This window comes from Mesorhizobium sp. WSM4823, assembly GCF_055811195.1.
This window is the reverse complement of sequence record NZ_JBVVQL010000004.1, coordinates 381,180-402,205: the sequence shown is the minus strand read 5'-3', so window position 1 is coordinate 402,205 and position 21,026 is coordinate 381,180. Positions and strand designations below refer to the sequence as shown.

Annotated in this window: 23 protein-coding genes and 1 tRNA gene; 13 read left to right on the top strand and 11 right to left on the bottom strand. The window is 62.0% G+C overall.

The features are described from left to right. Window positions 1-106: 106 nt before the first annotated feature. Window positions 107-1,159: an amino acid ABC transporter permease gene (locus AC0L26_RS13975; RefSeq protein WP_473633034.1), complete on the top strand. Its 1,053-nt coding sequence runs from the start codon at window positions 107-109 to the stop codon at window positions 1,157-1,159. Then, entirely contained in the window at window positions 1,156-2,265 is a 1,110-nt protein-coding gene (locus AC0L26_RS13970; protein WP_473633033.1) for an amino acid ABC transporter permease, read from the top strand. Before AC0L26_RS13975 ends, AC0L26_RS13970 begins: the two co-directional genes overlap by 4 nt. 26 nt (window positions 2,266-2,291) lie before the next feature. Here the strand turns inward: AC0L26_RS13970 and AC0L26_RS13965 are convergent, their stop codons facing one another. Both AC0L26_RS13965 and AC0L26_RS13960 read right to left on the bottom strand, forming a co-directional pair. Continuing rightward, on the bottom strand, window positions 2,292-3,188 hold the full coding sequence (locus AC0L26_RS13965) for a cation diffusion facilitator family transporter (RefSeq protein ID WP_473633032.1): 897 nt from the start codon (window positions 3,186-3,188) through the stop codon (window positions 2,292-2,294). A 220-nt stretch (window positions 3,189-3,408) separates the two neighbouring features. Next, entirely contained in the window at window positions 3,409-4,356 is a 948-nt protein-coding gene (locus AC0L26_RS13960; protein WP_473633031.1) for a cytochrome c oxidase assembly protein, read from the bottom strand. A gap of 597 nt (window positions 4,357-4,953) precedes the next feature. Between AC0L26_RS13960 and AC0L26_RS13955 the strand changes: the two genes are divergently transcribed. After that, window positions 4,954-5,307, top strand: a complete 354-nt coding sequence (locus tag AC0L26_RS13955; protein ID WP_473633030.1) for a hypothetical protein — start codon at window positions 4,954-4,956, stop codon at window positions 5,305-5,307. Between the two features lie 344 nt (window positions 5,308-5,651). On the opposite strand, the gene AC0L26_RS13950 is transcribed toward AC0L26_RS13955, so the two are convergent. The 3 genes from AC0L26_RS13950 to AC0L26_RS13940 all read right to left on the bottom strand — a co-directional run bounded on the left by AC0L26_RS13950 (window position 5,652) and on the right by AC0L26_RS13940 (window position 7,897). Further along, a tRNA-Arg gene (locus AC0L26_RS13950) sits at window positions 5,652-5,728 on the bottom strand. Window positions 5,729-5,930: 202 nt separating this feature from the next. Next, window positions 5,931-6,854 carry an HNH endonuclease gene (locus AC0L26_RS13945; protein WP_473633029.1) on the bottom strand — a complete coding sequence of 308 codons (924 nt, stop codon included), beginning with the start codon at window positions 6,852-6,854 and terminating at the stop codon, window positions 5,931-5,933. Between the two features lie 158 nt (window positions 6,855-7,012). Beyond that, a complete protein-coding gene (locus AC0L26_RS13940; protein ID WP_473633028.1) occupies window positions 7,013-7,897 on the bottom strand; it encodes a D-alanyl-D-alanine carboxypeptidase family protein in 885 nt (294 codons plus the stop codon). 238 nt (window positions 7,898-8,135) lie between these two features. Here AC0L26_RS13940 and AC0L26_RS13935 point away from each other — a divergent pair, with 238 nt between their 5' ends. The 3 genes from AC0L26_RS13935 (at window position 8,136) to AC0L26_RS13925 (ending at window position 11,915) form a co-directional block, all read left to right on the top strand. Further along, window positions 8,136-9,974 (top strand): methyl-accepting chemotaxis protein, encoded by a 1,839-nt coding sequence (locus tag AC0L26_RS13935; protein ID WP_473633027.1) that lies wholly within the window; start codon window positions 8,136-8,138, stop codon window positions 9,972-9,974. 112 nt (window positions 9,975-10,086) lie between these two features. Further along, on the top strand, window positions 10,087-11,196 hold the full coding sequence (locus AC0L26_RS13930) for a hypothetical protein (protein ID WP_473633026.1): 1,110 nt from the start codon (window positions 10,087-10,089) through the stop codon (window positions 11,194-11,196). A gap of 98 nt (window positions 11,197-11,294) precedes the next feature. After that, window positions 11,295-11,915 carry a nucleoside triphosphate hydrolase gene (locus AC0L26_RS13925; protein ID WP_473633025.1) on the top strand — a complete coding sequence of 207 codons (621 nt, stop codon included), beginning with the start codon at window positions 11,295-11,297 and terminating at the stop codon, window positions 11,913-11,915. 150 nt (window positions 11,916-12,065) lie between these two features. On the opposite strand, the gene AC0L26_RS13920 is transcribed toward AC0L26_RS13925, so the two are convergent. The 4 genes from AC0L26_RS13920 to AC0L26_RS13905 form a co-directional block, all read right to left on the bottom strand. Further along, the gene (locus AC0L26_RS13920; RefSeq protein ID WP_473633024.1) at window positions 12,066-12,329 is read right to left on the bottom strand and encodes a hypothetical protein; all 264 of its coding nucleotides are present in this window, start codon (window positions 12,327-12,329) and stop codon (window positions 12,066-12,068) included. Window positions 12,330-12,423: 94 nt separating this feature from the next. Next, window positions 12,424-13,128 carry a glutathione S-transferase family protein gene (locus AC0L26_RS13915; RefSeq protein WP_473633023.1) on the bottom strand — a complete coding sequence of 235 codons (705 nt, stop codon included), beginning with the start codon at window positions 13,126-13,128 and terminating at the stop codon, window positions 12,424-12,426. A 140-nt stretch (window positions 13,129-13,268) separates the two neighbouring features. Next, window positions 13,269-14,477: a beta-ketoacyl-[acyl-carrier-protein] synthase family protein gene (locus AC0L26_RS13910; RefSeq protein WP_473633022.1), complete on the bottom strand. Its 1,209-nt coding sequence runs from the start codon at window positions 14,475-14,477 to the stop codon at window positions 13,269-13,271. Next, window positions 14,478-14,735 carry an acyl carrier protein gene (locus AC0L26_RS13905; protein ID WP_352927295.1) on the bottom strand — a complete coding sequence of 86 codons (258 nt, stop codon included), beginning with the start codon at window positions 14,733-14,735 and terminating at the stop codon, window positions 14,478-14,480. 200 nt (window positions 14,736-14,935) lie between these two features. Between AC0L26_RS13905 and AC0L26_RS13900 the strand changes: the two genes are divergently transcribed. Genes AC0L26_RS13900 through AC0L26_RS13880 form a run of 5 tightly spaced genes read left to right on the top strand, consistent with a single transcriptional unit; the run spans window position 14,936 to window position 17,359 of the window. Next, window positions 14,936-15,778, top strand: coding sequence for an urease accessory protein UreD (locus tag AC0L26_RS13900; RefSeq protein ID WP_473633212.1), 843 nt, complete (start codon window positions 14,936-14,938; stop codon window positions 15,776-15,778). A gap of 58 nt (window positions 15,779-15,836) precedes the next feature. Further along, the gene (locus tag AC0L26_RS13895; protein ID WP_473633021.1) at window positions 15,837-16,139 is read left to right on the top strand and encodes an urease subunit gamma; all 303 of its coding nucleotides are present in this window, start codon (window positions 15,837-15,839) and stop codon (window positions 16,137-16,139) included. Between the two features lie 23 nt (window positions 16,140-16,162). Then, window positions 16,163-16,420: a DUF1272 domain-containing protein gene (locus AC0L26_RS13890; RefSeq protein WP_473633020.1), complete on the top strand. Its 258-nt coding sequence runs from the start codon at window positions 16,163-16,165 to the stop codon at window positions 16,418-16,420. 31 nt (window positions 16,421-16,451) lie between these two features. Beyond that, a complete protein-coding gene (locus tag AC0L26_RS13885) occupies window positions 16,452-17,045 on the top strand; it encodes a HupE/UreJ family protein (protein ID WP_473633019.1) in 594 nt (197 codons plus the stop codon). An 8-nt stretch (window positions 17,046-17,053) separates the two neighbouring features. Next, window positions 17,054-17,359: an urease subunit beta gene (locus tag AC0L26_RS13880; protein ID WP_065011660.1), complete on the top strand. Its 306-nt coding sequence runs from the start codon at window positions 17,054-17,056 to the stop codon at window positions 17,357-17,359. 26 nt (window positions 17,360-17,385) lie between these two features. On the opposite strand, the gene AC0L26_RS13875 is transcribed toward AC0L26_RS13880, so the two are convergent. After that, window positions 17,386-17,889, bottom strand: a complete 504-nt coding sequence (locus tag AC0L26_RS13875; protein WP_352927284.1) for a hypothetical protein — start codon at window positions 17,887-17,889, stop codon at window positions 17,386-17,388. Window positions 17,890-18,015: 126 nt separating this feature from the next. Continuing rightward, window positions 18,016-18,399, bottom strand: coding sequence for a hypothetical protein (locus AC0L26_RS13870; protein WP_473633018.1), 384 nt, complete (start codon window positions 18,397-18,399; stop codon window positions 18,016-18,018). A gap of 178 nt (window positions 18,400-18,577) precedes the next feature. Here AC0L26_RS13870 and ureC point away from each other — a divergent pair, with 178 nt between their 5' ends. Further along, window positions 18,578-20,287, top strand: coding sequence for an urease subunit alpha (ureC, locus tag AC0L26_RS13865; RefSeq protein WP_473633017.1), 1,710 nt, complete (start codon window positions 18,578-18,580; stop codon window positions 20,285-20,287). A gap of 195 nt (window positions 20,288-20,482) precedes the next feature. Then, window positions 20,483-20,971 carry a DUF29 domain-containing protein gene (locus tag AC0L26_RS13860; protein ID WP_473633016.1) on the top strand — a complete coding sequence of 163 codons (489 nt, stop codon included), beginning with the start codon at window positions 20,483-20,485 and terminating at the stop codon, window positions 20,969-20,971. Window positions 20,972-21,026 lie beyond the last annotated feature (55 nt).

Genomic DNA, 21,026 nt, shown 5'->3' with positions numbered 1-21,026 from the left:
GATGTCAAACGTGATGGGCCGGATTTGGTACGATGTCCGTGTTCGCGCCGGGCTCATCCAGATCGTCATCCTCGCCGGGTTCGTAGGCACGATCTCCTGGCTAGCGGTGAACACCGCCGAAAACCTCGCGCGGCGAGGCATCCGGACTGGTTTCGAGTTCTTGTCCGGCGCCGCGCGCTTCCCGATTGCCGAGAGCCTGATCGCCTATGATCCGACGTCTTCCTACCTGCGGGCCTTTACGGTAGGGCTGATCAATACGCTCCACGTCTCGATCCTGGCGATCGCAATCGCCACGATCCTCGGCGCCGTTATCGGCATGGGCCGCCGCTCGGCGAATCCAGTCGTGGCAAATATGGCCGGGGTCTATGTCGAGGTCTTCCGTAACACACCCCTCGTCGTGCAGCTTCTCTTCTGGTACGGGCTTCTCACGCTGGCCATGCCAGCCTCCCGCGCGGCCCTGGAACCGGTTCCGGGTGTCTTTCTGTCATTGCGCGGCCTCTTCTTTCCCTGGCCGGTGTGGAACGAAACAATCGCACTTCTCTTGATGATTGGGATCGCCGGAATTGCGGCGAGCATCTCAATTGCGGCGATTTCCCGACGGGACGGCCGCCTTTTCAAGCGAAGATCTATGGTCCACAAAACCATCTTGGCTGCGTCGGCAGTCGGTATTGCTGCTGCCATTGCCACGGGCACCGTCCGTTTCGACTGGCCAGCGCTGTCCGGGTTCAACTTCGAAGGCGGTGCTACCCTGACGCCGGAATTCACGGCGCTGATGGTCGGCCTGGTATTGTACACGGCCGCCTTTGTTGCCGAAATCGTTCGCGGCGCCATTGCCGCGGTCCCGAAGGGCCAATGGGAGGCCGGACGGGCAGTCGGCCTTCGGAAGCGACAAATCCTGCGGCTGGTTGTTTTGCCCCAGGCGCTACGGTTGATGGTTCCCCCCATGACCAGCCAATATCTCAATGTCGTGAAGAACACGACCCTCGCTCTGGCGGTCGGCTATCCGGATTTCGCCGCAGTGGTCGCCACGACCATCAATCAGACAAACCAGGCAATAGAGGGCGTGGCAATCCTGATGGCGGTCTACCTCTCTATCAGCTTGTCGATCTCTCTGTTCATGAACTGGTATAACGCCAGCGTGGCACTGGTGCAGCGATGACTATGATCGCCGAGCAATTCAACACGGTTTCGGTCAATGCGACCGTTGTCGAGCGCCCGGTGGAAGCCAAGAAACCCCTCTGGCACGTCCTCTTCGGCGACATCGTAAGCGCCGCGCTGACGCTGGCGGCCCTTGCCTTTCTTCTCCTCACGCTTCCGAACCTCATCCGGTGGGGCATTCTGGATGCAATCTGGTCACCCTCGGAAGGAACGGCATGCCGCGAGGCGGACGGCGCCTGCTGGGCGTTTTTGCGCGCCAAATACCGCCAGATCCTGTTCGGCATCTATCCGCCAGAACAGCAATGGCGTCCGCTGTTGGGATCGATTGTGGTCATGATCCTTGTCGTGGTGAGCCTTCAGCCCGCCGCTTGGCGGCGCTCGCTCCTGGTCGGCTGGATTGTCGGCACCGCCGCATTCTTGACGCTCATGTCTGGAGGTGTTTTTGGACTCGCCCCAGTCCCGACGGCCTATTGGGGCGGGCTGCCGGTAACTCTGCTCCTGGCTATCTCAGCGCTAGGTATTGGGTTTCCCTTCGGTGTCGTTCTGGCCCTCGGGCGCCGGTCGGTCTTGCCCGTGCCAAGACTTCTCTCGATAGGCCTGATCGAGATCATCCGCGGTCTCCCTCTCGTTAGCCTTCTTTTCATGGCCTCGATCATGCTGCCAGTCATGCTGCCCGATGGAATGACCATGGACAAGCTGGCACGCGCTTGCGTGGCCCTAACTGTTTTTTCCGCAGCTTACATCGCGGAAGTGGTGCGTGGAGGTCTTCAATCGATCCCGGCTGGCCAGCCGGAAGCAGCTCGCGCGCTGGGGCTCTCCTGGCTCCAGACGACGCGTCTCATTGTGCTTCCGCAGGCGTTGCGCAATGTGATCCCACCACTTACCAATACCGTCATCGTCATGGTCAAGAACACCGCGCTCGTGTTGGTCGTCGGACTCTTCGATCTTTTAAGCGCTGGAAAGGCTGCCCTCACCGACCCGGATTGGCCGAGTCCTTTCGCTGAGACCTACTTGTTTATCGCGGCGATCTATTTCGTGATCTGCTTCGGCATCTCGAAATACAGCATCTTTTTGGAAGCTCGCTTCGCCAACGCGACGCGTTCATAAGGCGCACGATTGGCTGCAACTGATCGTTACTCTCGACGGATTACAGCCCGATCGTGATCGACGGTTGGCGCGTATTCGGCTTCCAGCATGACGTGGTCCAGTCCGAATCGATCGCGGAGCCGGGCCTTTATTTCTCGCTTCAGGATATCGGCTTTCATCAGGTCTCGCTCTGAAACCATCAGATGCGCTTCCATTGCCAGCCTTTCTTCATCCGGTCGCCAAACATGGACGTGATGGATGTCTTCCACGCCTTCGAAACCTCGCACCTCGGCTACCATGCCCTGGAGATCGAAATCGGCAGGCGCGCTCTCCATTAGAATGTCGATTGCTTTCCGAATTTCGTGATAGCCATGGACGAAGATATACAAGGCAATGACGGCCGTTATCACCGGATCGACCCATATGACGTCGAACAGCAGAATGAGAACGCCCCCGATCACCACACCAACCGTGGCCAGCGTGTCGGCAATCATGTGCAGGTACGCACTTCTTATATTGAGGCCGCGATCCTTCGAAAGGACCCAGACAGATAGCGCGTCCTCAACCGCCGCGATCGCTCCGACGATGATCATGACCCACCCTCCGACCTCCTGAGGATTGAGGAACCGGTCTACAGCCTCATAGAGCAAATAAAGAGCAATCAAGAACAAGGTCGTGAGGTTGATAAGCGCGCCGATCGTTTCGGCGCGATGATAACCAAATGTCCGGCGCTCGTCGGCTTTGCGTCGCGATAGCCGCCATGCCGCCCACGAGATGCCAAGCGAGGCCGCATCGCTGGCGTTGTGGGCGGCGTCCGCGAGCACAGCCAAGCTGCCCGAGAGCAGGCCACCGACGATTTGCGCCACCGTAATTCCGACGTTCAGCGCAAGCGCTATGACAAGCCGAGTGCCTTTTTCCATCTCAATGTGCGAATGGCGGCCCATATGCATTCCACGTCCTGAATTGCTTGGAACGGATGGCGATGGCGACAATGGCGGTTGCAAGCCACATCACGCAATCCTTGCGCGTAGTGTCTTCCGGACGGCCGTCTCCTCGGTTATAGGTGCTACAGCCGCTGGCGATGAGGCGATCCCGTGTCGTTGCGTCCGCCTTTCGCCTGTTGCGGACGAAACCCGCTCCATCCGCCTTGCCGTCCACGCAGAGTCAAGCGTCCCAGCCTCGAACTCGGCTTGGCCGGTCCAATGCGCTTAGCCAGGATCCGACAACAGCCAGCCCCGCAGCAAGATAGATCATTCCCATGGGCACCCACATGATGAGGCCAGCGAGCTGCTGGTCCTGAAGTGGGGACATTTCCCAAGCCATCGCCCTCGTTGCGATCAACGGATACCAGATCGCTTGCGAGAACGTCAGAAGCGCGCCGAGCAGACCTGTGTGCAGAATCGTTCCGAAGAGGCTGAAAGCCACGACGCCGGAGCGCTCGCCAGGTGCCCGTACTGCGTCGATCACTGCCTTCCAAAAGGTGAAGCTGACAGTCAGCAGAGTGCCGTACATGAGAAGATGAACACTGTCATTGAGCAGCGCAGCCTCGTAAAAAAGTGGAACATGCCAGAACCATATCGCCGCACCGTAGGCGCCACTGACGAAAAGGAAATGATTGCTCAGGATAGGTCGTGGGGCGCGTGATCGACCCCAGCCCAACGACAGCGCCCTGCTTAGTACCCTTCCCGGATTGCTTAGTAAAAGCAGTGGCGGAGCGACGGCAACGAGCGCAACGTGCTGCAACATGTGAGCCCATGCCAGCGTTGATGCCATTCGGCAAAGGGGCGAGAGCACGGCAGCCCCGAGCACCAACATCCCCCCGGTGAAGAAAACCCTCTCAGCAATCGTGGGCCGCTCACTTGAAACCGCAAGCCGCCTGAAACCAAACACGTATAGGAGGATGGCAAAGGCCATAGGGAACGCGACTGCGGGGGCGAAACTCCACTCGCGCCAGAGGTTCGCCGGATCCGCCGCGGGAAAACGCGCGAGGCACAATGTGAAAAGCCCGGACGATCCACCTTCATCTATTAAGGACCTGACCACTACCGCGAGCAGTGCCGTGCCCAAGCTGATGAAGGTGAATGTTCGGCGCTGAATGGTTCTGGAGATCATATTATTCAAATTCCAGCCGATCGACTCTCGCCCCCGCGCTCAGAGGTGTCGGCAGTGCTCATTCGCATTCACCCAGGGGTCTATTCAAAATGGGTCGCAATACCGGCCCGGCAAGGCCATTCTGCTGGGGCTGAAACCACAGGTTTCTCTATGGACAAGCCCGCGCCGGGAGCGGCACGGGCTTGTCCTGTCGGAAGGTAAAGAAAGCCGCGGCGGCGACCGTGGCGCGAAAGCTCTCCGAGCTTCCTTTTGCAAACGCCTCAATGTCGCCGACGCCGAGCTGCTGAGCGCGGAATTTACACGGTCGACTTTAGCGGGAGTCATTTGCCGGCTGCTGCGGCCGAGCGCGATGCTCTGCGGAGCGCGATCTTGATTCTGTACGCGCTACAGGATGCATGCTCCTCGAATCAAGAAAGGATCGCCATGCCGCCTGATTACACACCCGCCGCCGGGTATCATTGGCTCACACCGTTCTACGACTTCGGGGTCGCGGTGCTTACACAGCGAGCATCGGTGGCGGAGCGCTCTCATCGCGCAGATCCGGCCGAGGACCTAGACTAGGCTCTCGCGCTGGCACTCGGCCTTGCGGTCCTGTTCATGACCGCACCTTCCATCCCGGGCGCAATCGTGTTCGCGATTTTATTCGGGCTGGGCTCAGGCTTCATGAGCATTGTTGGCGGCACGCTGCCGCTCGAACTGTTCGGCCGCGCCGGCTACGGCGCGCATGTAGGTTGGAGCACGGCAGCGCGGCAATTCAGTTCGGCGTTCGCGCCATTCGGTCTTACTTTCATGATGGCGGGAGTCGGGGTGTTTCCGGCACTATGGATCAACACTCTGGTTGGATTGTTTGGCATTGCGGCGTTCGCGGGCATTGCACTCACGCAGCAGCGAGCGCGTAAAACAACTTCGACAGAAGAAATCCCTCCCGCGCTTGGTGCTGAGATTGCCTGAGAGAAGCCGCGGCATCGCCTGCGGTACTGCATTTAGTACTGCATCGCAAATTGAAGTCCCCTTAAGCCTTGATTTTTATTGTCTTTTCGGCCTAAGTCCGTCCAATCCATCATGGGACGGTGACGGAGGGTGCGCTGCTCGCAGTCCAGGTTGAGCTGCGTGGTGCAGGGCTGCCATAGACACTCAGATTGAAACAACTGCGATGTATAGCCGATCGCCTGCTGGCCATCCTCGCACCAGAATTTAAGCTCCATTTTCGCCAAACTACGCCAGAGCTTGCGAGCGATTGGTGAGCAGCCTTTGCATAAACGCTCGTGTGTCTGCGGCTAACTTATTGAAATCATTGGCGCACCCGACAGGATTCGAACCTGTGACCTCTGCCTTCGGAGGGCAGCGCTCTATCCAGCTGAGCTACGGGTGCCTTCAGGATCGACGATCCGGAAAACGAACTAGCCGGTAACCGGCCAGCCACGGCTTCTTATCTGATGCGGGGGCAGGCTTCAACGGTCAAGTGGGAGGTTGTGCGAATTCCGGGAAGCAGAGGTCGCAGGCCCGTTTTCTCCTACGCGCATCGGCCATGCCGAGACGGAATGTAGCAACCCATTTGTTCGAGTGTGAGCGAGCTATCCGGAGTATCGGTTGTTATTGTGCCAAACCAAGGCATTTGCGTCGGGCTGCTGGCTGATCATGGAAGGAACGGCAATTGCCGATCCATGCAGCTCGTAGTAATGCCGACCGTTCTCAAACTCCTCGCGGATTCGTCGGCTCACTTCAAAACGATGATCTGGTGTGACCGTTACATACCCTTGATCGAACAGGCTATGAATGTCCCGCCGCATCAGAATCCCGTTGCTTGGCGCATGTTCCCCGCCTTCCGCATACGGACGAATATGGGCGGCCTCCAAAGCTGGTAAGGTACGTTCTTTCGTGATGGCGCAGCGCCTGTCATAAAGGTCGGTCACCAATAGCCTGAATGCGCCCTGGCCGAGACGCGGCCGAATAAGTACGGGCTCGCCAAATCGCGACTTTCCTTCCGAAAACCCTGTGCCGGAAGCAGCCGGAGCCATTGCATCTTGCACCGTGTTCCACAGCGCCGCTCCTTCGGGGTCGTCAGTCCCGTAAGTCGTGAACGAAACAATGTTCTTTGACCAAGACGACGGCGGCGAAAACCAGCGGCTCTCATCAAGAAAGAAGGGCTGCGTGAGAACGCGACAGCCGATTTCGACAGGCCCAGGCGTGTTCGGATCGAGCTTCCGATAACGGAGGATACGGGATCGCATTTCCGGTAAGCTTGTAACGCCATTGCTCGTTCCGAACGCCTCCCACGCCAACGATAGCGGCATGATGGTAGAGGACGCAAAGACCCCGCCCCCCACAATCATGTTGATCGGTGAATGCAGCTTAAACAGAAAGAGCTCACCAGGTTGCAAGGCGCGAAACGCCTTTGGTGACGGCGACCAGAAATTAACCTCGGTCAAATCAGGCTGGCGGCGGAGCTGTTTAAACCAATCCCCATCCGTCACCGCGACCACAATCTTGACAGCCACGCTGGATTTGCCTCCGTGCGGCTATCCCAATATGGAGAAAACCGCTGCCCCAATAGGCAAACTAAACTACGAACACTTGTTTACCAACGGCTTTTATTCGCTCACTTGTGTGCCTGAAGACAATCCTGCAGAGCGCTTCCGGAGTTTCCTACCCTCCCTCACTCCTGCGCATACAGCAGCCTTGTCGTCGTGTTCGATGCCGTCGACAGGCTGCGCTGGATCAGCGCTTCGACGTGGTCGTTGCGCTGGCGCGCGCTGTCGGCGCCCATCACCACCAGGATCAGCCGGCGGCCGTCGGCATCGTAGGAGGTGACGATGTTGAAGCCTGAGGCCCTGATATAGCCTGTCTTGATGCCGTTGACGCCGCGGACGCGGCCGAGCATGTCGTTGTGGCCGCGCACCAGCCGGCCCCGGAACATGAAGTCGCTTTCGGAGAAATAGTGGAAATGCTGCGGGAAGCGGGCGCGCAGCGCCATGCCGAGCACCGCCATGTCGCGCGCCGTCGTCTGCTGGACGCCGTCCGGCAGGCCCGAGGCGTTGCGGAAGACGGTGCTGCGCATGCCGATCTGGCGCGCTTTGGCCGTCATCATTGCGGCGAACGCCTCTTCGCTGCCGCCGAGATATTCGGCGACGGCAACCGCCACGTCGTTGGCCGATTTGACGGTGATCGCCCGGATCGCCGATTCGACGTCGATCGCCTCGCCGCGCCTGAAGCGCAGCTTGGTCGGCGGCTGCCTGGCGGCGTTGGCCGAAACCGGGATCAGCGTCGTCTTGGTTAGGCGGCCCTGGTCCAGCGCCTCGAACAGCAAATAGAGCGTCATCATCTTGGTCAGCGACGCCGGATAGCGCGGCGCCGTCGAGTTGACCTCGAACAGCGTCTTGCCGGTGCTGCCATCGATGACGATGGCCGCATATTTCTGCGGCGCCGCCGGCACCGCCAGCATGGTCTCCGGCGGCGTCGTCGTGCAGCCGGCGACGAGCGCCAGCAGCGCAAACGCCGCGACAAATCTTTGGATGAGCGGAAAGAGGCGCGGTTTGGACAAGATGGGTCTGTTCTGAAGGTAAGCAGTTGCTGAAACGAGTGGGAAACTAGCCTAACCCGATTGCCCCGTCCATTTGGTTAATGCCGGTCTTGCCCAGGGTTATCCCCGGATAAACGCATTTTCGCGACCGCGCCGTCGATGGCCACTGGGCCGCGCAATCGCCTGTTTCCGCCCTGACCTTTCCACGCGGTCGCGCTCCGGCTAGAAAGAACGCGGCATTGGGTATTGGGGGGATTGCATGGCGGGCGGTATCGGCATGGGCGGCGCTGCGCCGTCGCTTATCAGGGCATCTCTTGGCCGCACCGGCAGATGGGCCACGGGCGTGGCCTTCGTCGGCGGCTTCATTTCCGACATCCTCACGCCGCTGGCGCCGTTCGCCGCCTATATCGCGCTGGTCGCCGCGATCGCCGCGGCGATCATCGCCATCGCTATCGTGCTGCGGCTGGTGCTGGCGGCCAAGGCGCTGCCGGCGCTGGTGTTCGCCAGCACCGCCGCGGCGGTCGCCGGCGGCGTCTTTGCCATTCAGCAGCAGACAAGTTCCCAGAACGGGCTGATCGCCGGCCTGGTGCCGGCGGTGGCCGAGCTGCAGCGCTCGATGGGCATTGTCTCGGCCAAGGTGGCGAAGATCGAGCAGACCGTCACCGAGACGCAAAAGACGGTCGAGACGGTCAAGCAATCGACCGACAAGGTCGTGCAAAAGACCGACGAGATCGCCTCGGTCCAGCAGCAGCAGACCGAGCAGGGTGCCGAGACGCAAAAGACCGTCGAAGCGGTCAAGCAGACGACTGACGCCCTGGCCGACACGCTGGCCGACACCGTGGCTGCCGGCCAGCAGCAGCAGGCCCAGGCCGAAAAGCTGCAGGCGACGACCGAGCAGATCGCCGTTTCGATCGACGCCATCGCCAAGGGCTTTGCCGCACTTGCCGCACAGGGCGGGGCGATCGCCGAGCCCAAGCGGCCGGACGAGTTTTATCACAATGCCCGCGTCTACGAATTGTCGGGCGACATGCTCAATGCCCGGCGTTCCTACCTCGCCTTCGCCGGCTTCGATGTCGACGCCATCGACCCCTATACGCGCTTCGCCACTCTGCTTCGGGTGCAGGACGGCAAGGCCGGCGCCCGCGAGGTGTTCGGCGCATTGGCCGACAAGGGCAAGGCGCTGTCGATCAAGCTCGTCCATGCCTTGCAGTTCGACGATGCCCAGCGTCTCCAAAAACTCAATGCGTTCGTCGCCGCCAATGCCGATTTCGCGCCGGCCTATTTCCTGCTGTCGCAGGAGTTTTCGGAAGATCGTCTCGGCTTCCAGGCGCTGTCCGACAAGCGCAGCGAGGCGACGGCGCTGACCAGGTTCATGTCCTATGAGAAGGACGGCGGGCTGCTCAAATATTTCGTCGATCAGACCCAGCTCGCCGATTGGCTGGACCGCAGCCGCAGCCGGCTGGCAGCGCTTGGCGACGTGCTCGATGCCGGGCGCTTTGCCCCGACGCTGACGCCGATGCGCTCGAACCAGGGCTGGTCGATGACCATTTCCATTCCGGAAGCGGCGACCGGCATTTCATGGCGCATAGGCGACAGCGGTCCGTTCACCGAGACGGGTTTCCTGGCGCTCAACGACCAGACCACCGGCAAGCCGATGCCCAATCCGAGTTTCGAACTGCCCGACAGCACCGCCGCCGGCAGCATCGCGATCAAATATCTCGATGTCAGGGGTCGCGAGACCGGGCCGTTCGACATCCGCTTCGATCCCGAGGCGGCACTTCAGCAAGGCAATAAGCAGATCCTCGACCAGTTCTGGACGTCGTGGATCGCCTTCGACGCCAGCGGCAACCGCGGCCTGGTCTATTTCACCCAGATGCTATCCTACCGCTGCGCCATCAAGGCGGTGCATTACGGCCTGAACGGTGCTGCGCTCGACAAAGCGATCGAGATGCCGCCCTGCGACCCCAAGGACCCCTACGCCATCCCTTACGAATACCAGCCCTATTTCAAGGTCGCCGACGACGTGACGTCGATGTCGGTCCAGGTTACCTACACCGACGGCACCCAGTCGCCGGTGCGGGAGTACATCAGGCAGTAAGGCGATCTGCTGCGCCGACGCCAGTGCTGTCTGACGTAAAATGCCGGCCACGCGGCTTGCGCAACCGGCACATGCAGGTTTTGCTGGCGCCGATAGAATCACGAGGTGCGCCATGGAAACGCTGACGATAAAGGCAAAAGGCATTTCGGTGACGGTCGATCTCACCGTCGGCCATCTCGCCGACATGGCAGTCGACATCGATGGGCGCCGGTTGCGGCCGCTGCATCGCGCGCCGTGGATCGACGAGCCGCGCGAGACGCTGCCGCAGGACCTGCCGGCCGGCACTGTTCGCCTGTCCGGCGACTTTCTCTGCGCGCCGTTTTCGCGAAGCGATGTCGAAGAAGCACCCCTGCACGGCTGGCCGGCCAACAGCCCGTGGGACGTCATCGACTCCAAGGCCACCGCTGATGGCTGGCGCGCTGTTTTCAGGCTGCAGCGCAAAGTCATGGGCGCGACGGTCGACAAAATACTTACTGTGCGCGACGACCATCCCTTTCTCTACCAGGAGCATGTTTTTTCCGGCGGTTCCGGCGCGATTTCGGTCGCCCATCATCCGATGACGGTGATGAAGGACGGCGGCAGGCTCGCCTTTTCGCCGAAGCGGTTTGCCGCAACGCCGGACGACTCGCTCGAGCCCGATCCGGCCCGCGGCCGTTCTCTCCTGGCCTATCCCTCGCGTTCCACCGACCTGACGCGCTTTCCCACCGCCGGTGGCGGCACGCTCGACCTGACCGACTATCGCATGGACCAGAGCCGAGAGGATTTCGTCACGCTGGTCGAGGCCGATCATGACGGGCCGGGCTGGACCGCGCTGGCGCGAAAGGCCGAAGCCGATCTCGTTCTGGTGCTGAAGAACCCGGCCGAACTGCCGGTCACCATGCTGTGGGTCAGCAATGGCGGACGCGACTACGCGCCGTGGAGCGGCCGCCATCGCGGCGTGCTCGGCATCGAGGACGGCCGCACGGCGCTCGGCCATGCCGCCTCGCTCGGCGACAACTGGCTGAAGCGGGAAGGGGTGGCGACCGCCTTTGCTCTTGGCGAAGGCCGCAGCGTCTCGTTCCGCCACGTCATCGGCTCCCTGCCCCAAGAAGCCGGCGGCGAGCCGCCGCGCGACGTTGCGACCGCGCAGGGACGTATGCACATCGCGGCTGCCGATGGTTCGGTGAGGGATGTCGCTTTCGACAGCGATTTCTTGCGGATTGGCAGGTCGGTCCCAGGTTGAGCGCTCTCCTCCCCGCCTTCGTGTCGAGGAACCAATCCGGGGTTTGAAATTTCCGCGAACTATCGCCAAGATGCGGTCGACCAGCCAGAAAGGCACCGATGTCCGAGACCGCTCATCTCGCCGCTACCATCTTCAAACGCGCCGGCAAGGCGCAGCGTTTTGTCGTTGCCATCGCCGGTCCTCCGGGCGCCGGCAAGTCGACGCTGTCGGCCCGCTTGCATGAACTGCTGCCGGAGGGTGCGGCCGAAATCGTGCCGATGGATGGCTTCCATTACGACGACGTCGTGCTCGATCGGCTCGGCCTGCGCACGCGAAAGGGCGCTCCGGAAACGTTTGACTTTGCCGGCTTCGAAACCCTGCTGAAGCGCATCCGCGCGGGCGAGCCCGACATCGCCATTCCGGTGTTCGACCGCAGCATGGAATTGTCGCGCGCCGCCGCCTCGATCATCGCTGCCGATACCAAGTTCATCCTGGTCGAAGGCAATTATCTCCTGCTCGACGAGGAACCCTGGTCACGACTGGCGCCGCTGTTCGATTTCTCGATCTTCATCGGCGTGCCGCGCGCCGAGCTCGAGCGCCGGCTGCTTGAGCGATGGCACGAGCATGGCCGCTCCGACGAGGACGCCCGCGCCTGGATCGCCTCCAACGACATGCCGAATATCGACCGCGTGCTTGCCCGCCGCCGGCCCGCCGATCTGGTGATCGGCGATCAAGCCTGATCGGCGCAGGGCGGCCCTGCCGGAACCTTAGGACTTTCCGGCCGTTGTGTCGGATACGGCAATGATGCTGACATGAGGGAAACGTCCAATGGCAACCATGGCAAGAAAGCCTGCGCCCGCCAAGGGCAGGGCGACTCGATCAAAGGCAACTCAATCAAAGACGGGCGCTGGCCCGGCAGTGGCCGCTCGCTCCAAGGATGGGGCAAAGCCCGCCTTTGGCAAGGCGACACCGAAGAAAGTGAGCCAGGCCACAGCTAAGTCAACGGCAAAAGCCGCCAAGCCGAGGAAATCGGCAAGCGGCGGCAGCTCGATGGCAGACAGCGCCATGCGCACGGTCAAAACGACGGCCAATGTGGCGGCCGGTGCGGTTGTCGCCACCGCCAGGGGCGCCGCATCGCTGGCCGCTTCGGTCATGGGCAAGGGCGGCTCGAAACCCAAACCCAAGGCAAAATAAGACCGCCGCCGAAATAAACCGCCGCTTTGTGCGGCTCGACCGGTTAGCCGCCAGTCAGCCCCGCGCGGGAATGTCGAGGCCCGTTTGCACTGCCGGCCGGGCAAGGCCGCGTTCCAGCCATGCCGCGACATTGGGAAAATCGTCGAAACCGACAAGGTCCCGCGCCTCGTAGAAGCCGATCAAATTGCGCACCCAGCCCAGCATCGAGATGTCGGCGATGGTGTAGTCGTCGTCCATGATCCAGCTGCGGCCCTTCAGCCGCGTCTCAAGCACGCCGATCAGCCGCCGCGATTCGTCGCGATAGCGCTCCAGCGGCCGCTTGTCGGCGATCTCGCGCCCGGCGAATTTGTGGAAGAAGCCGACCTGGCCGAACATCGGGCCGATCGCGGCCATCTGGAAGAACACCCACTGGATCGTTTCGTAACGCCGCACCGGGTCGGCCGGGATCAGCTTGCCGGTCTTGTCGCTGAGATAGAGCAGTATGGCGCCGGATTCGAACAGCCCGATCGGCCTGCCGCCCGGACCGTTCGGATCGATCATCGCCGGTATCTTGCCGTTGGGGTTCAGTGACAGGAATTCCGGCGTCCAGCTTTCGTTCTTGCCGATGTTCACCGCATGCGCCTCGTATGGCAGGCCGAGTTCCTCCAGCGCGATCGACACCTTCACGCCGTTCGGCGTTGGATACGAATAGAGCTGGATGCGGTCGGGTTGGCTGGCCGGCCAGCGCGAGGCGATCGGAAAGACGGACAGGTCGGTCATTGAAAAACTCCTTGGCGGGGATTTTTGCGCGCAAGCGGGAGGGGCGGCTCGCCGAGAATTAAGCGCGACGGGCGGCCCGATCAATATGACGGGTGAAAAGTCTCGCCGTGTCCGGGCAACCAGCCGTGAGCCACCTGCGGTCAGATCGCCTTGACCGCCAGCACCGCGTTGGTGCCGCCGAAGGCGAAGCTGTTGCTCATCGCAACGCGTACCTTGCGCTCGCGCGCTTCGTTCGGCGTGATGTCGAGATCGCAATCGGCGTCGGCCTCGCGAAAATTGGCCGTCGGCGGCACGATGCCGTCGCGGATCGCCATGATGCAGGCGATCAGCTCCAGGGCGCCCGATGCGCCGAGACAGTGGGCGTGCATCGATTTGGTCGACGAGATCGAAAGCCTGTGGGCATGATCGCCGAAGACGCGCTTGATCGCCGCCGTCTCGATCTGATCGTTGGCCTTGGTGCCGGTGCCATGCGCATTGAGATAATCGATGTCTTCCGGATTGAGTCCGCCGTCGACGAGGCAGAAGCGCATCGCCGCTTCCGGCCCTTCGATGGTCGGCGCGACGATGTCGGAGGCATCGCCGGAAACGCCGACCCCGGCGATTTCAGCGAGAATTGTGGCGCCGCGCGCCACCGCATGCTCATAGGTTTCCAAAACCGCCATGCCGGCGCCTTCGCCGAGCACCAGGCCCTGGCGATCGGCCGAAAACGGCCGGCACGTGTCGGGTGCCAGCACCCGCAGCGCCTCCCAGCCTTTCAGGATGCCCCAGACCAGCGGCGCATCGGTGCCGCCGGCGACCATGATATCGGCGCGGCCGAGCCTGATCTGGTCGACCGCCGAGGCGATCGCGTGATTGGACGAAGAGCAGGCCGAGGTGATACCGAAAACCGGTCCACGCAAGCCGAGATTCATGCTGACATGGCCGGCCGCCGCCCCGGGCATGACTTTCGGCACGGTGAAGATGCCGGCGCGGTTCTTGCCTTCGAGCAGGATGGCGCGATAGCTCTCTTCGATTGCTTCCCAGCCGCAGACGCCGACGCCCACGATGGTTCCCATCCTATAGGTGTTGGCTGCGTGCGAGGTCAGCCCGGCTTGTTGCGCGGCCTCCCGTGCGGCGATCGTCGCCAAAAGGCTGAAGCGGTCCATCGACACGACCTGCTTGCGGTCGATACCGTGATCGGGAAGCGCCTTGATTTCGCAGCCGACCCTGACTTTCAGGTCATACAGTTCCGAATTGACGATCGGACCGATGGCCGAACGGCCGGCGCGCATCTCGCCCCAGATCTCAGGTGCATTGGCGCCGAGCCCGCATATGCCGCCGATGCCGGTAATGACGACGCGCTTGTGCATTCAGTCAGGCTTTTTCGCGATCAGCGCGCGAACCGCCTCGACCATGTCGCCGACGTTCTTCAGGTTGCTCCAGGCATCGACCGTGTTCATCTCGATCTCGATGCCGTACTGTTCCTCGAGGTCGAAGATGATCTCCGTCAGTTCCAGCGAATGGATGCCAAGCGAGGTCAGTTCGGTATTGGTGGTGATTTCTTCGCCACCGGGCTCGGCATGAGCCTTGATCTTCGCGATGATGTCTGTTGCCAGCTGGTCAGCCATTCGGTTCCTTCCCCAACCTTATCGTTTCTCGACGCCGACTGATCAGCGCCCCTTTTTCCGGATTCAAATCGTCATCGCGCCTTTTACCCCGTCAGGCGCTGCGTGACAGTACCAAGGTGGCTCCCTCTATAGAAACCGAAACGTTGTCAAGCAACAAGCTATATATCGACAAAGCCGCCGCTGTGCTTAACGTTGGCGCTGTGGATATGATCGAACATGGCCTGATCTCGGCGCTGCCGGCCCAGCGCGTCGCCGGAATGGCGCAGCTTGCCTGCGACAGGACCGGCGGCCGCACGCGTCTTCGGCGCCTCTATCAGGATGGTTCCGCCAAGATCCGCATGCCGGCCGTATCGGCTGATCCGCTCGAAGCCGTCTTGATCAACACGGCCGGCGGGCTGACCGGCGGCGACCGCCTGGGCTGGGAAGTCGATGTGGGCGCCGGCGCCTCCGCCTCCATCACGACCCAGGCCTGCGAGAAGGTCTACCGCGCCGCGTCCGATCGCGCCGAGGTGCGGGTGAAGCTGACTGTCGGCGCGGACGGCCGAATAGCCTGGCTGCCGCAGGAAACGATCGTCTTTGATCGATCGGCCTTTGCCCGCAGGCTCGACCTGGAGCTTGCCGCCGGCGCCGAGGCGCTGGTGCTTGAGGCAACCGTTTTCGGCCGCCTTGCCATGGGCGAACGCGCCGCGCAGGGCAGTTTCCACGACCGCTGGCGCGTCAGCCAGGACGGAGCGCTCGTTCATGCCGAGGATTTCCGCATCGGGCCCGGTATTGCGGCCACTTTGGGCCGTTCAGCGGTGGCCGGCGGCGCCATCGCCCTGGCGACGGTGCTGATGATCTCGCCGCGGGTGGAGGCTTTGCTCGATCCGGCCCGGCACATCATCGGCGACCAGGGCGACGCCAGCGTCTGGAATGTGAAAAAATCTGGCAAGCTTCTTGCGAGGCTGTTTGCCGAGGACGGCTACCAGCTCCGCAAGCGGCTGGTTCCGCTTGTCGAATTGCTCAACGGACGGGCGGGTCTGCCCAAATTATGGTCACTCTGATTCCGACTACGCCACTGGTGACTACGCCAATCTTGTTTACGCCATCCTAGGGAAACGCATGAACCTCACGCCAAGGGAAAAGGATAAGCTGCTCATCGCCGTGGCGGCGATTGTGGCGCGCAAGCGGCTCGAACGCGGCGTCAAGCTCAATCACCCGGAAGCGATCGCGCTGATCAGTGACTTCGTCGTCGAGGGCGCCCGCGACGGCCGCCCGGTCGCCGAGCTGATGGAGGCCGGCGCCCACGTCGTCACCCGCGCGCAGGTGATGGAGGGCATCGCCGAGATGATCCATGACGTCCAGGTCGAAGCGACGTTTCCCGATGGCACCAAGCTGGTAACCGTGCACCAGCCGATAAGGTGAGGTCGATAAGGTGAGGAGAGGAAATGCTTGAGCTGCGCCCCAATTGTGAATGCTGCGACAAGGACCTGCCGCCCGAGACGACGGATGCGCTGATCTGCACCTTCGAATGCACCTTCTGCGCCGATTGCGTGGAACATGTGCTGGGCGGCGTCTGCCCGAATTGCGGCGGCGATTTCTCGGTGCGCCCGATCCGGCCGGCAGCGATGCTGAAGAAATATCCCGCCTCGACAAAGCGCGTCCTCAAGGCCGAAGGCTGTGGCCCGGCCCGCAATGCCGCGTGACGGCTCGATCCTGACAACGGAAGGCATATCGATGATCCCCGCAACCATCAAACGCACGTCTCTCCCAGCGATCCTGCTTCTCGCCGCCGCAATGCCCGCCTATGCCCATGTCGGTATCGGCACGGCCTCGTCCTTGTCAGCCGGCTTCATGCATCCGCTTTCCGGCCTCGACCACATGGCGGTGATGATCGCGGTCGGGTTGTGGGCAGCGCTCAAGGGCGGCAAGGCGGTTGTTGCCTGGCCGCTCGCCTTCGTCGGCGTCATGCTGGCGGGCGGTGCGCTCGGCATGCTGCAGGTGCCGCTGCCGTTCGTCGAACCGGGCATATTGGCGTCCGTCGTGGCGCTGGGGCTGCTGGTCGCGCTCGCGGTCGACCTTCCGGTTTTGGCCGGCGTTGCCATCCTCGGCCTGTTTGCGCTGTTCCACGGTCACGCCCATGGCACCGAGGTGCCTGAAAACGCCGGCGGGCTCGAATACATGGCCGGCTTTGCCGTCGCCACCGCGCTGTTCCATGCCGCCGGCCTCGCTGCCGGCCTTGGGCTTGGCAAGCGGTTCCGCGGTCTCGCCCGCGCCGCTGGCGGCGCCTGTGCCGCCGTCGGTGCCGGCCTCGCCTTCGGCGTCTTGTGAGGCGGGCGATGATCCCGGGCGAAATCATCACGGCAGGCGGCGAGATCGAACTGAACAAGGGCCAGCCCACCGTCACCATGAAAGTGGCCAACAGCGGCGACCGGCCGATCCAGGTCGGCAGCCACTATCACTTCTTCGAGACCAATGAGGGGTTGAAATTCGATCGCGACAAGGCGCGGGGCATGCGCCTCGATATCGCTGCCGGCACGGCGATGCGCTTCGAGCCCGGCCAGGAGCGCGACGTCACTTTGGTGCCGCTCGGCGGCAAGCGCGAGGTCTATGGGTTTCAGCAGAAGATCATGGGCGCGCTGTGATATCCAGGACGCCAAGCAGTTTCGGCTCAGCCGGGCGGCTTGGCCGCCGCGTAGATGACGACCTTTCCGGGATCGTCGAATTCCACAGCAAGGACGTCTTCGGTCAGCACGCGTCGAGAGTCGATAGCGTTGAACAGCAATGCGTTCGCCTCGATCTCCTTGCGCAGTTCCGCAATGTCTTCCTGATGTTCCTTAACCTTGGTCTCGATCTCCGGCGGCGGACCGCCTTCCGTGCGCGCCGCATCGGTGAGGAACACGATGTCGACCTTGTCGAGCTTGGATGTCTTGCGCACCGCGCCGATGTTTTCACGCGTCCGGTCTATCGCCGTGGCGACTTTGCCGGCTTCCACGGTCGTATTGGTCTCTTCCTGGCCGACCTCCGAGCCGATGATCCTGTTGACGGTATCAGGGCCATCAGGGCCTTCAAGCCCCTGCGCATTCAGCGCGGCATGGGGAACACTCGCCGCGAGAAAGGCAGTTGCGGCAATCATATGCAGCCATCTGGTATCGGGGAAGGTGGTGATCGCCATCGCTTGCTCTCAGAGCCTCTTTCGAAACTCGTTTCTACGCCAAAAAGTCGAAACGTATTCTGTCCTGCGAAGGTTCCCTCCCCGATGCGGCAGGCCGGCCTTGTGCCGGCCCGCCATAGCGCATCGTCAGCTTGCTTTCTTGGTGATCAAGGTCAGCGCGCCATTGGTGTCCATGCTGGCGGCGATCACTTGCGCCGAGGTCAAACCCTTGGCTTCGAGCGCGGACTTGACCTGGGGCGTCGCGTCGATCGAGCTGCGCAATTTCTGCAGGCCGTCCTCGCCGCGCTTGGCGATCACGTCGTTGACCTTCGTCTGCGTTTCCTTGGGCAGTTCTTCGATGTCGACGACGTTGACGGACTGAATCGCCGGCGTTTGCGGTTGAGCGCCGGGCGCCGCAGGAGCGGGCGAAGCCGGCGGCTCACTGGGTTGCGGCGCAGGCTGTTGCTGGGCGCTGGCAGCGGTGGCGAACAGCAGGGTGGCGGCGGCTGCGAGACTTATCGTTTTGCGCATGGATCTTCCTTTCCATCGAGTGGCAAACGGTCGTTTTGGGGTGACCCGGCCACCTCAAACGCTAAATGGGATCGGAAAGTGTCGCCCAGCGGGTCATTGCGTGACCATAGGATGGCGACAATGTGGGGCCGGGCTTCGACAGGCTGTATTTTGGGTCGTATTTCAGGAGCAATTGCCGATGGCTAGAATCACCCGCGCCGCCTATGCCCAGATGTACGGCCCGACCGTCGGCGACAAGGTGCGGCTTGCCGACACCGAGCTGTTCATCGAGGTCGAAAAGGATTTCACCCTCCGTGGCGAAGAGGTGAAATTCGGCGGCGGCAAGGTCATCCGCGACGGCATGGGCCAGAGCCAGGTGTCCCGCGCCCAGGGCGCGGTCGACACCGTCATCACCAATGCGCTGGTCGTCGACGCCTCAGGCATCTTCAAGGCCGATATCGGCCTCAAGGACGGCCGCATCGCCGCGATCGGCAAGGCCGGCAATCCGGATATGCAGAACGGCGTCACCATCATCATCGGCCCCGGCACCGAGATCATCGCCGGCGAAGGCAAGATCCTCACCGCCGGCGGCTTCGACGCGCATATCCACTTCATTTGCCCGCAGCAGATCGAGGAAGCGTTGATGTCCGGCATCACCACCATGCTCGGCGGCGGCACGGGGCCGGCGCATGGCACGCTGGCGACCACCTGCACGCCGGGGCCGTGGCACATGGCGCGCATGATCCAGTCCTTCGACGCCTTCCCGATGAACATCGGCCTGTCGGGCAAGGGCAACGCGTCCTTGCCGGCTGCGCTTGAAGAAATGGTGCTGGGCGGTGCCTGCTCGCTCAAACTGCACGAGGATTGGGGCACGACGCCTGCGGCGATCGATTGCTGCCTGTCGGTAGCCGACGATTACGACGTGCAGGTGATGATCCACACCGACACGCTGAACGAGTCCGGCTTTGTCGAGAACACGGTCGCGGCGATCAAGGGCCGCACCATCCACGCCTTCCACACCGAAGGTGCCGGCGGTGGCCATGCGCCTGACATCATCAAGGTTTGCGGCCTGCCCAATGTCATCCCGTCCTCGACCAATCCAACCCGGCCCTACACCGTCAACACGCTGGCCGAGCATCTCGACATGCTGATGGTCTGCCATCATCTGTCGCCGTCGATCCCGGAAGACATCGCCTTTGCCGAAAGCCGCATCCGCAAGGAGACCATCGCCGCCGAGGACATTTTGCACGATATCGGCGCCTTCTCGATCATCTCGTCGGACAGCCAGGCCATGGGCCGCGTCGGCGAGGTGGCGATCCGCACCTGGCAGACCGCCGACAAGATGAAGCGCCAGCGCGGTTCGCTGCCGCAGGAAACCGGCGACAACGACAATTTCCGCGTCCGCCGCTACATCGCCAAATACACGATCAACCCGGCCATCGCGCATGGTCTGTCGAACGAGATCGGCTCGGTGGCGGTCGGCAAGCGCGCCGACCTTGTGCTGTGGAACCCGGCCTTCTTTGGCGTCAAGCCTGACATGGTGCTGATCGGCGGCATGATCGCCGCCGCCCCGATGGGCGACCCCAACGCCTCGATCCCGACGCCGCAGCCGATGCACTACCGGCCGATGTTCGGCGCCTATGGCAAGGCGATGACCAATTCGTCGGTAACCTTCGTTTCCAAGGCGGCGCTCGATGCCGGCCTGCGCGGCAGGCTCGGCGTCGACAAGCAGATGGTCGCGGTCGAGAACACCCGCGGCGGCATCGGCAAGCATTCTATGGTGCTCAACGACACTACCCCGCATGTCGAGGTCGACCCTGAAACCTATGAGGTTCGCGCCGACGGCGAACTACTCACCTGCGAGCCGGCCACCGTGCTGCCGATGGCGCAGAGGTACTTTTTGTTCTAACCAATCAACTTCGCCAAAGTTCATGAATTTGGTCAGATGTCTCTGACGGCAAAGCGCGCGCGTGTCGACTGCTCGCCCATAACTGTGCACGAATTGTCAACCGCCGCGCTGAAAACGCTTCGGAGAAGAACCTGATCGGCTCCATCTTTTGCTTCCAACTTGGAAATCTAGACCCTTTGGAGCAATATACGCTGGATGAACAAGATTTTTCGAAAACAGCAATTGACGCCCTACGAGGCCGACTATGCTCAGTGGTGCGCCGAACAAGGCGCACTGCTGCGCGAAGGTCGTCTGTCCGACCTCGATCGACAAAATCTGGCGGAGGAGATCGAGAGTTTGGGGCGTAGCGACAAAAGAGAGATCAGAAGCAGGCTGGGCACCTTGCTACTGCACCTCCTCAAATGGCAATTTCAAGCCGAGAAGCGTAAAGCCGGATGGTTGATGACAATTCGCGAGCAGCGATATCAGATCGAAAACCTGCTCGACGAAAGCCCGGGCCTGAAAGCTTATCCTGGGCAACAGCTCGGACGAGAATTCAGGATGGCGAGGCTAAAGACGGCGGACGAGACGGGTCTGAACGAGCGTGATTTTCCTGTCGACTGCCCGTATTCGATCAGTGACATTCTCCACCACGATTTTTTCCCGGGCGCTCCCTGGTCGTCGGATCAACTTATCCGCGATTAAGCCTTTAGACCGCGACGCTTTGAACAGCCCTTCGCACCGGTATCCTCCTTGGGCG

Coding starts and splice junctions, on each gene's coding strand:
- AC0L26_RS13970 (WP_473633033.1), top strand. CDS start 1,156: ATGACTATGATCGCCGAGCAATTCAACACGGTTTCGGTCAATGCGACC.
- AC0L26_RS13965 (WP_473633032.1), bottom strand. CDS start 3,188: ATGGGCCGCCATTCGCACATTGAGATGGAAAAAGGCACTCGGCTTGTC.
- AC0L26_RS13960 (WP_473633031.1), bottom strand. CDS start 4,356: ATGATCTCCAGAACCATTCAGCGCCGAACATTCACCTTCATCAGCTTG.
- AC0L26_RS13955 (WP_473633030.1), top strand. CDS start 4,954: ATGACCGCACCTTCCATCCCGGGCGCAATCGTGTTCGCGATTTTATTC.
- AC0L26_RS13935 (WP_473633027.1), top strand. CDS start 8,136: ATGGCGGGCGGTATCGGCATGGGCGGCGCTGCGCCGTCGCTTATCAGG.
- AC0L26_RS13930 (WP_473633026.1), top strand. CDS start 10,087: ATGGAAACGCTGACGATAAAGGCAAAAGGCATTTCGGTGACGGTCGAT.
- AC0L26_RS13925 (WP_473633025.1), top strand. CDS start 11,295: ATGTCCGAGACCGCTCATCTCGCCGCTACCATCTTCAAACGCGCCGGC.
- AC0L26_RS13920 (WP_473633024.1), bottom strand. CDS start 12,329: ATGACCGAAGCGGCCAGCGATGCGGCGCCCCTGGCGGTGGCGACAACC.
- AC0L26_RS13915 (WP_473633023.1), bottom strand. CDS start 13,128: ATGACCGACCTGTCCGTCTTTCCGATCGCCTCGCGCTGGCCGGCCAGC.
- AC0L26_RS13910 (WP_473633022.1), bottom strand. CDS start 14,477: ATGCACAAGCGCGTCGTCATTACCGGCATCGGCGGCATATGCGGGCTC.
- AC0L26_RS13905 (WP_352927295.1), bottom strand. CDS start 14,735: ATGGCTGACCAGCTGGCAACAGACATCATCGCGAAGATCAAGGCTCAT.
- AC0L26_RS13895 (WP_473633021.1), top strand. CDS start 15,837: ATGAACCTCACGCCAAGGGAAAAGGATAAGCTGCTCATCGCCGTGGCG.
- AC0L26_RS13890 (WP_473633020.1), top strand. CDS start 16,163: ATGCTTGAGCTGCGCCCCAATTGTGAATGCTGCGACAAGGACCTGCCG.
- AC0L26_RS13885 (WP_473633019.1), top strand. CDS start 16,452: ATGATCCCCGCAACCATCAAACGCACGTCTCTCCCAGCGATCCTGCTT.
- AC0L26_RS13880 (WP_065011660.1), top strand. CDS start 17,054: ATGATCCCGGGCGAAATCATCACGGCAGGCGGCGAGATCGAACTGAAC.
- AC0L26_RS13875 (WP_352927284.1), bottom strand. CDS start 17,889: ATGGCGATCACCACCTTCCCCGATACCAGATGGCTGCATATGATTGCC.
- AC0L26_RS13870 (WP_473633018.1), bottom strand. CDS start 18,399: ATGCGCAAAACGATAAGTCTCGCAGCCGCCGCCACCCTGCTGTTCGCC.
- ureC (WP_473633017.1), top strand. CDS start 18,578: ATGGCTAGAATCACCCGCGCCGCCTATGCCCAGATGTACGGCCCGACC.
- AC0L26_RS13860 (WP_473633016.1), top strand. CDS start 20,483: ATGAACAAGATTTTTCGAAAACAGCAATTGACGCCCTACGAGGCCGAC.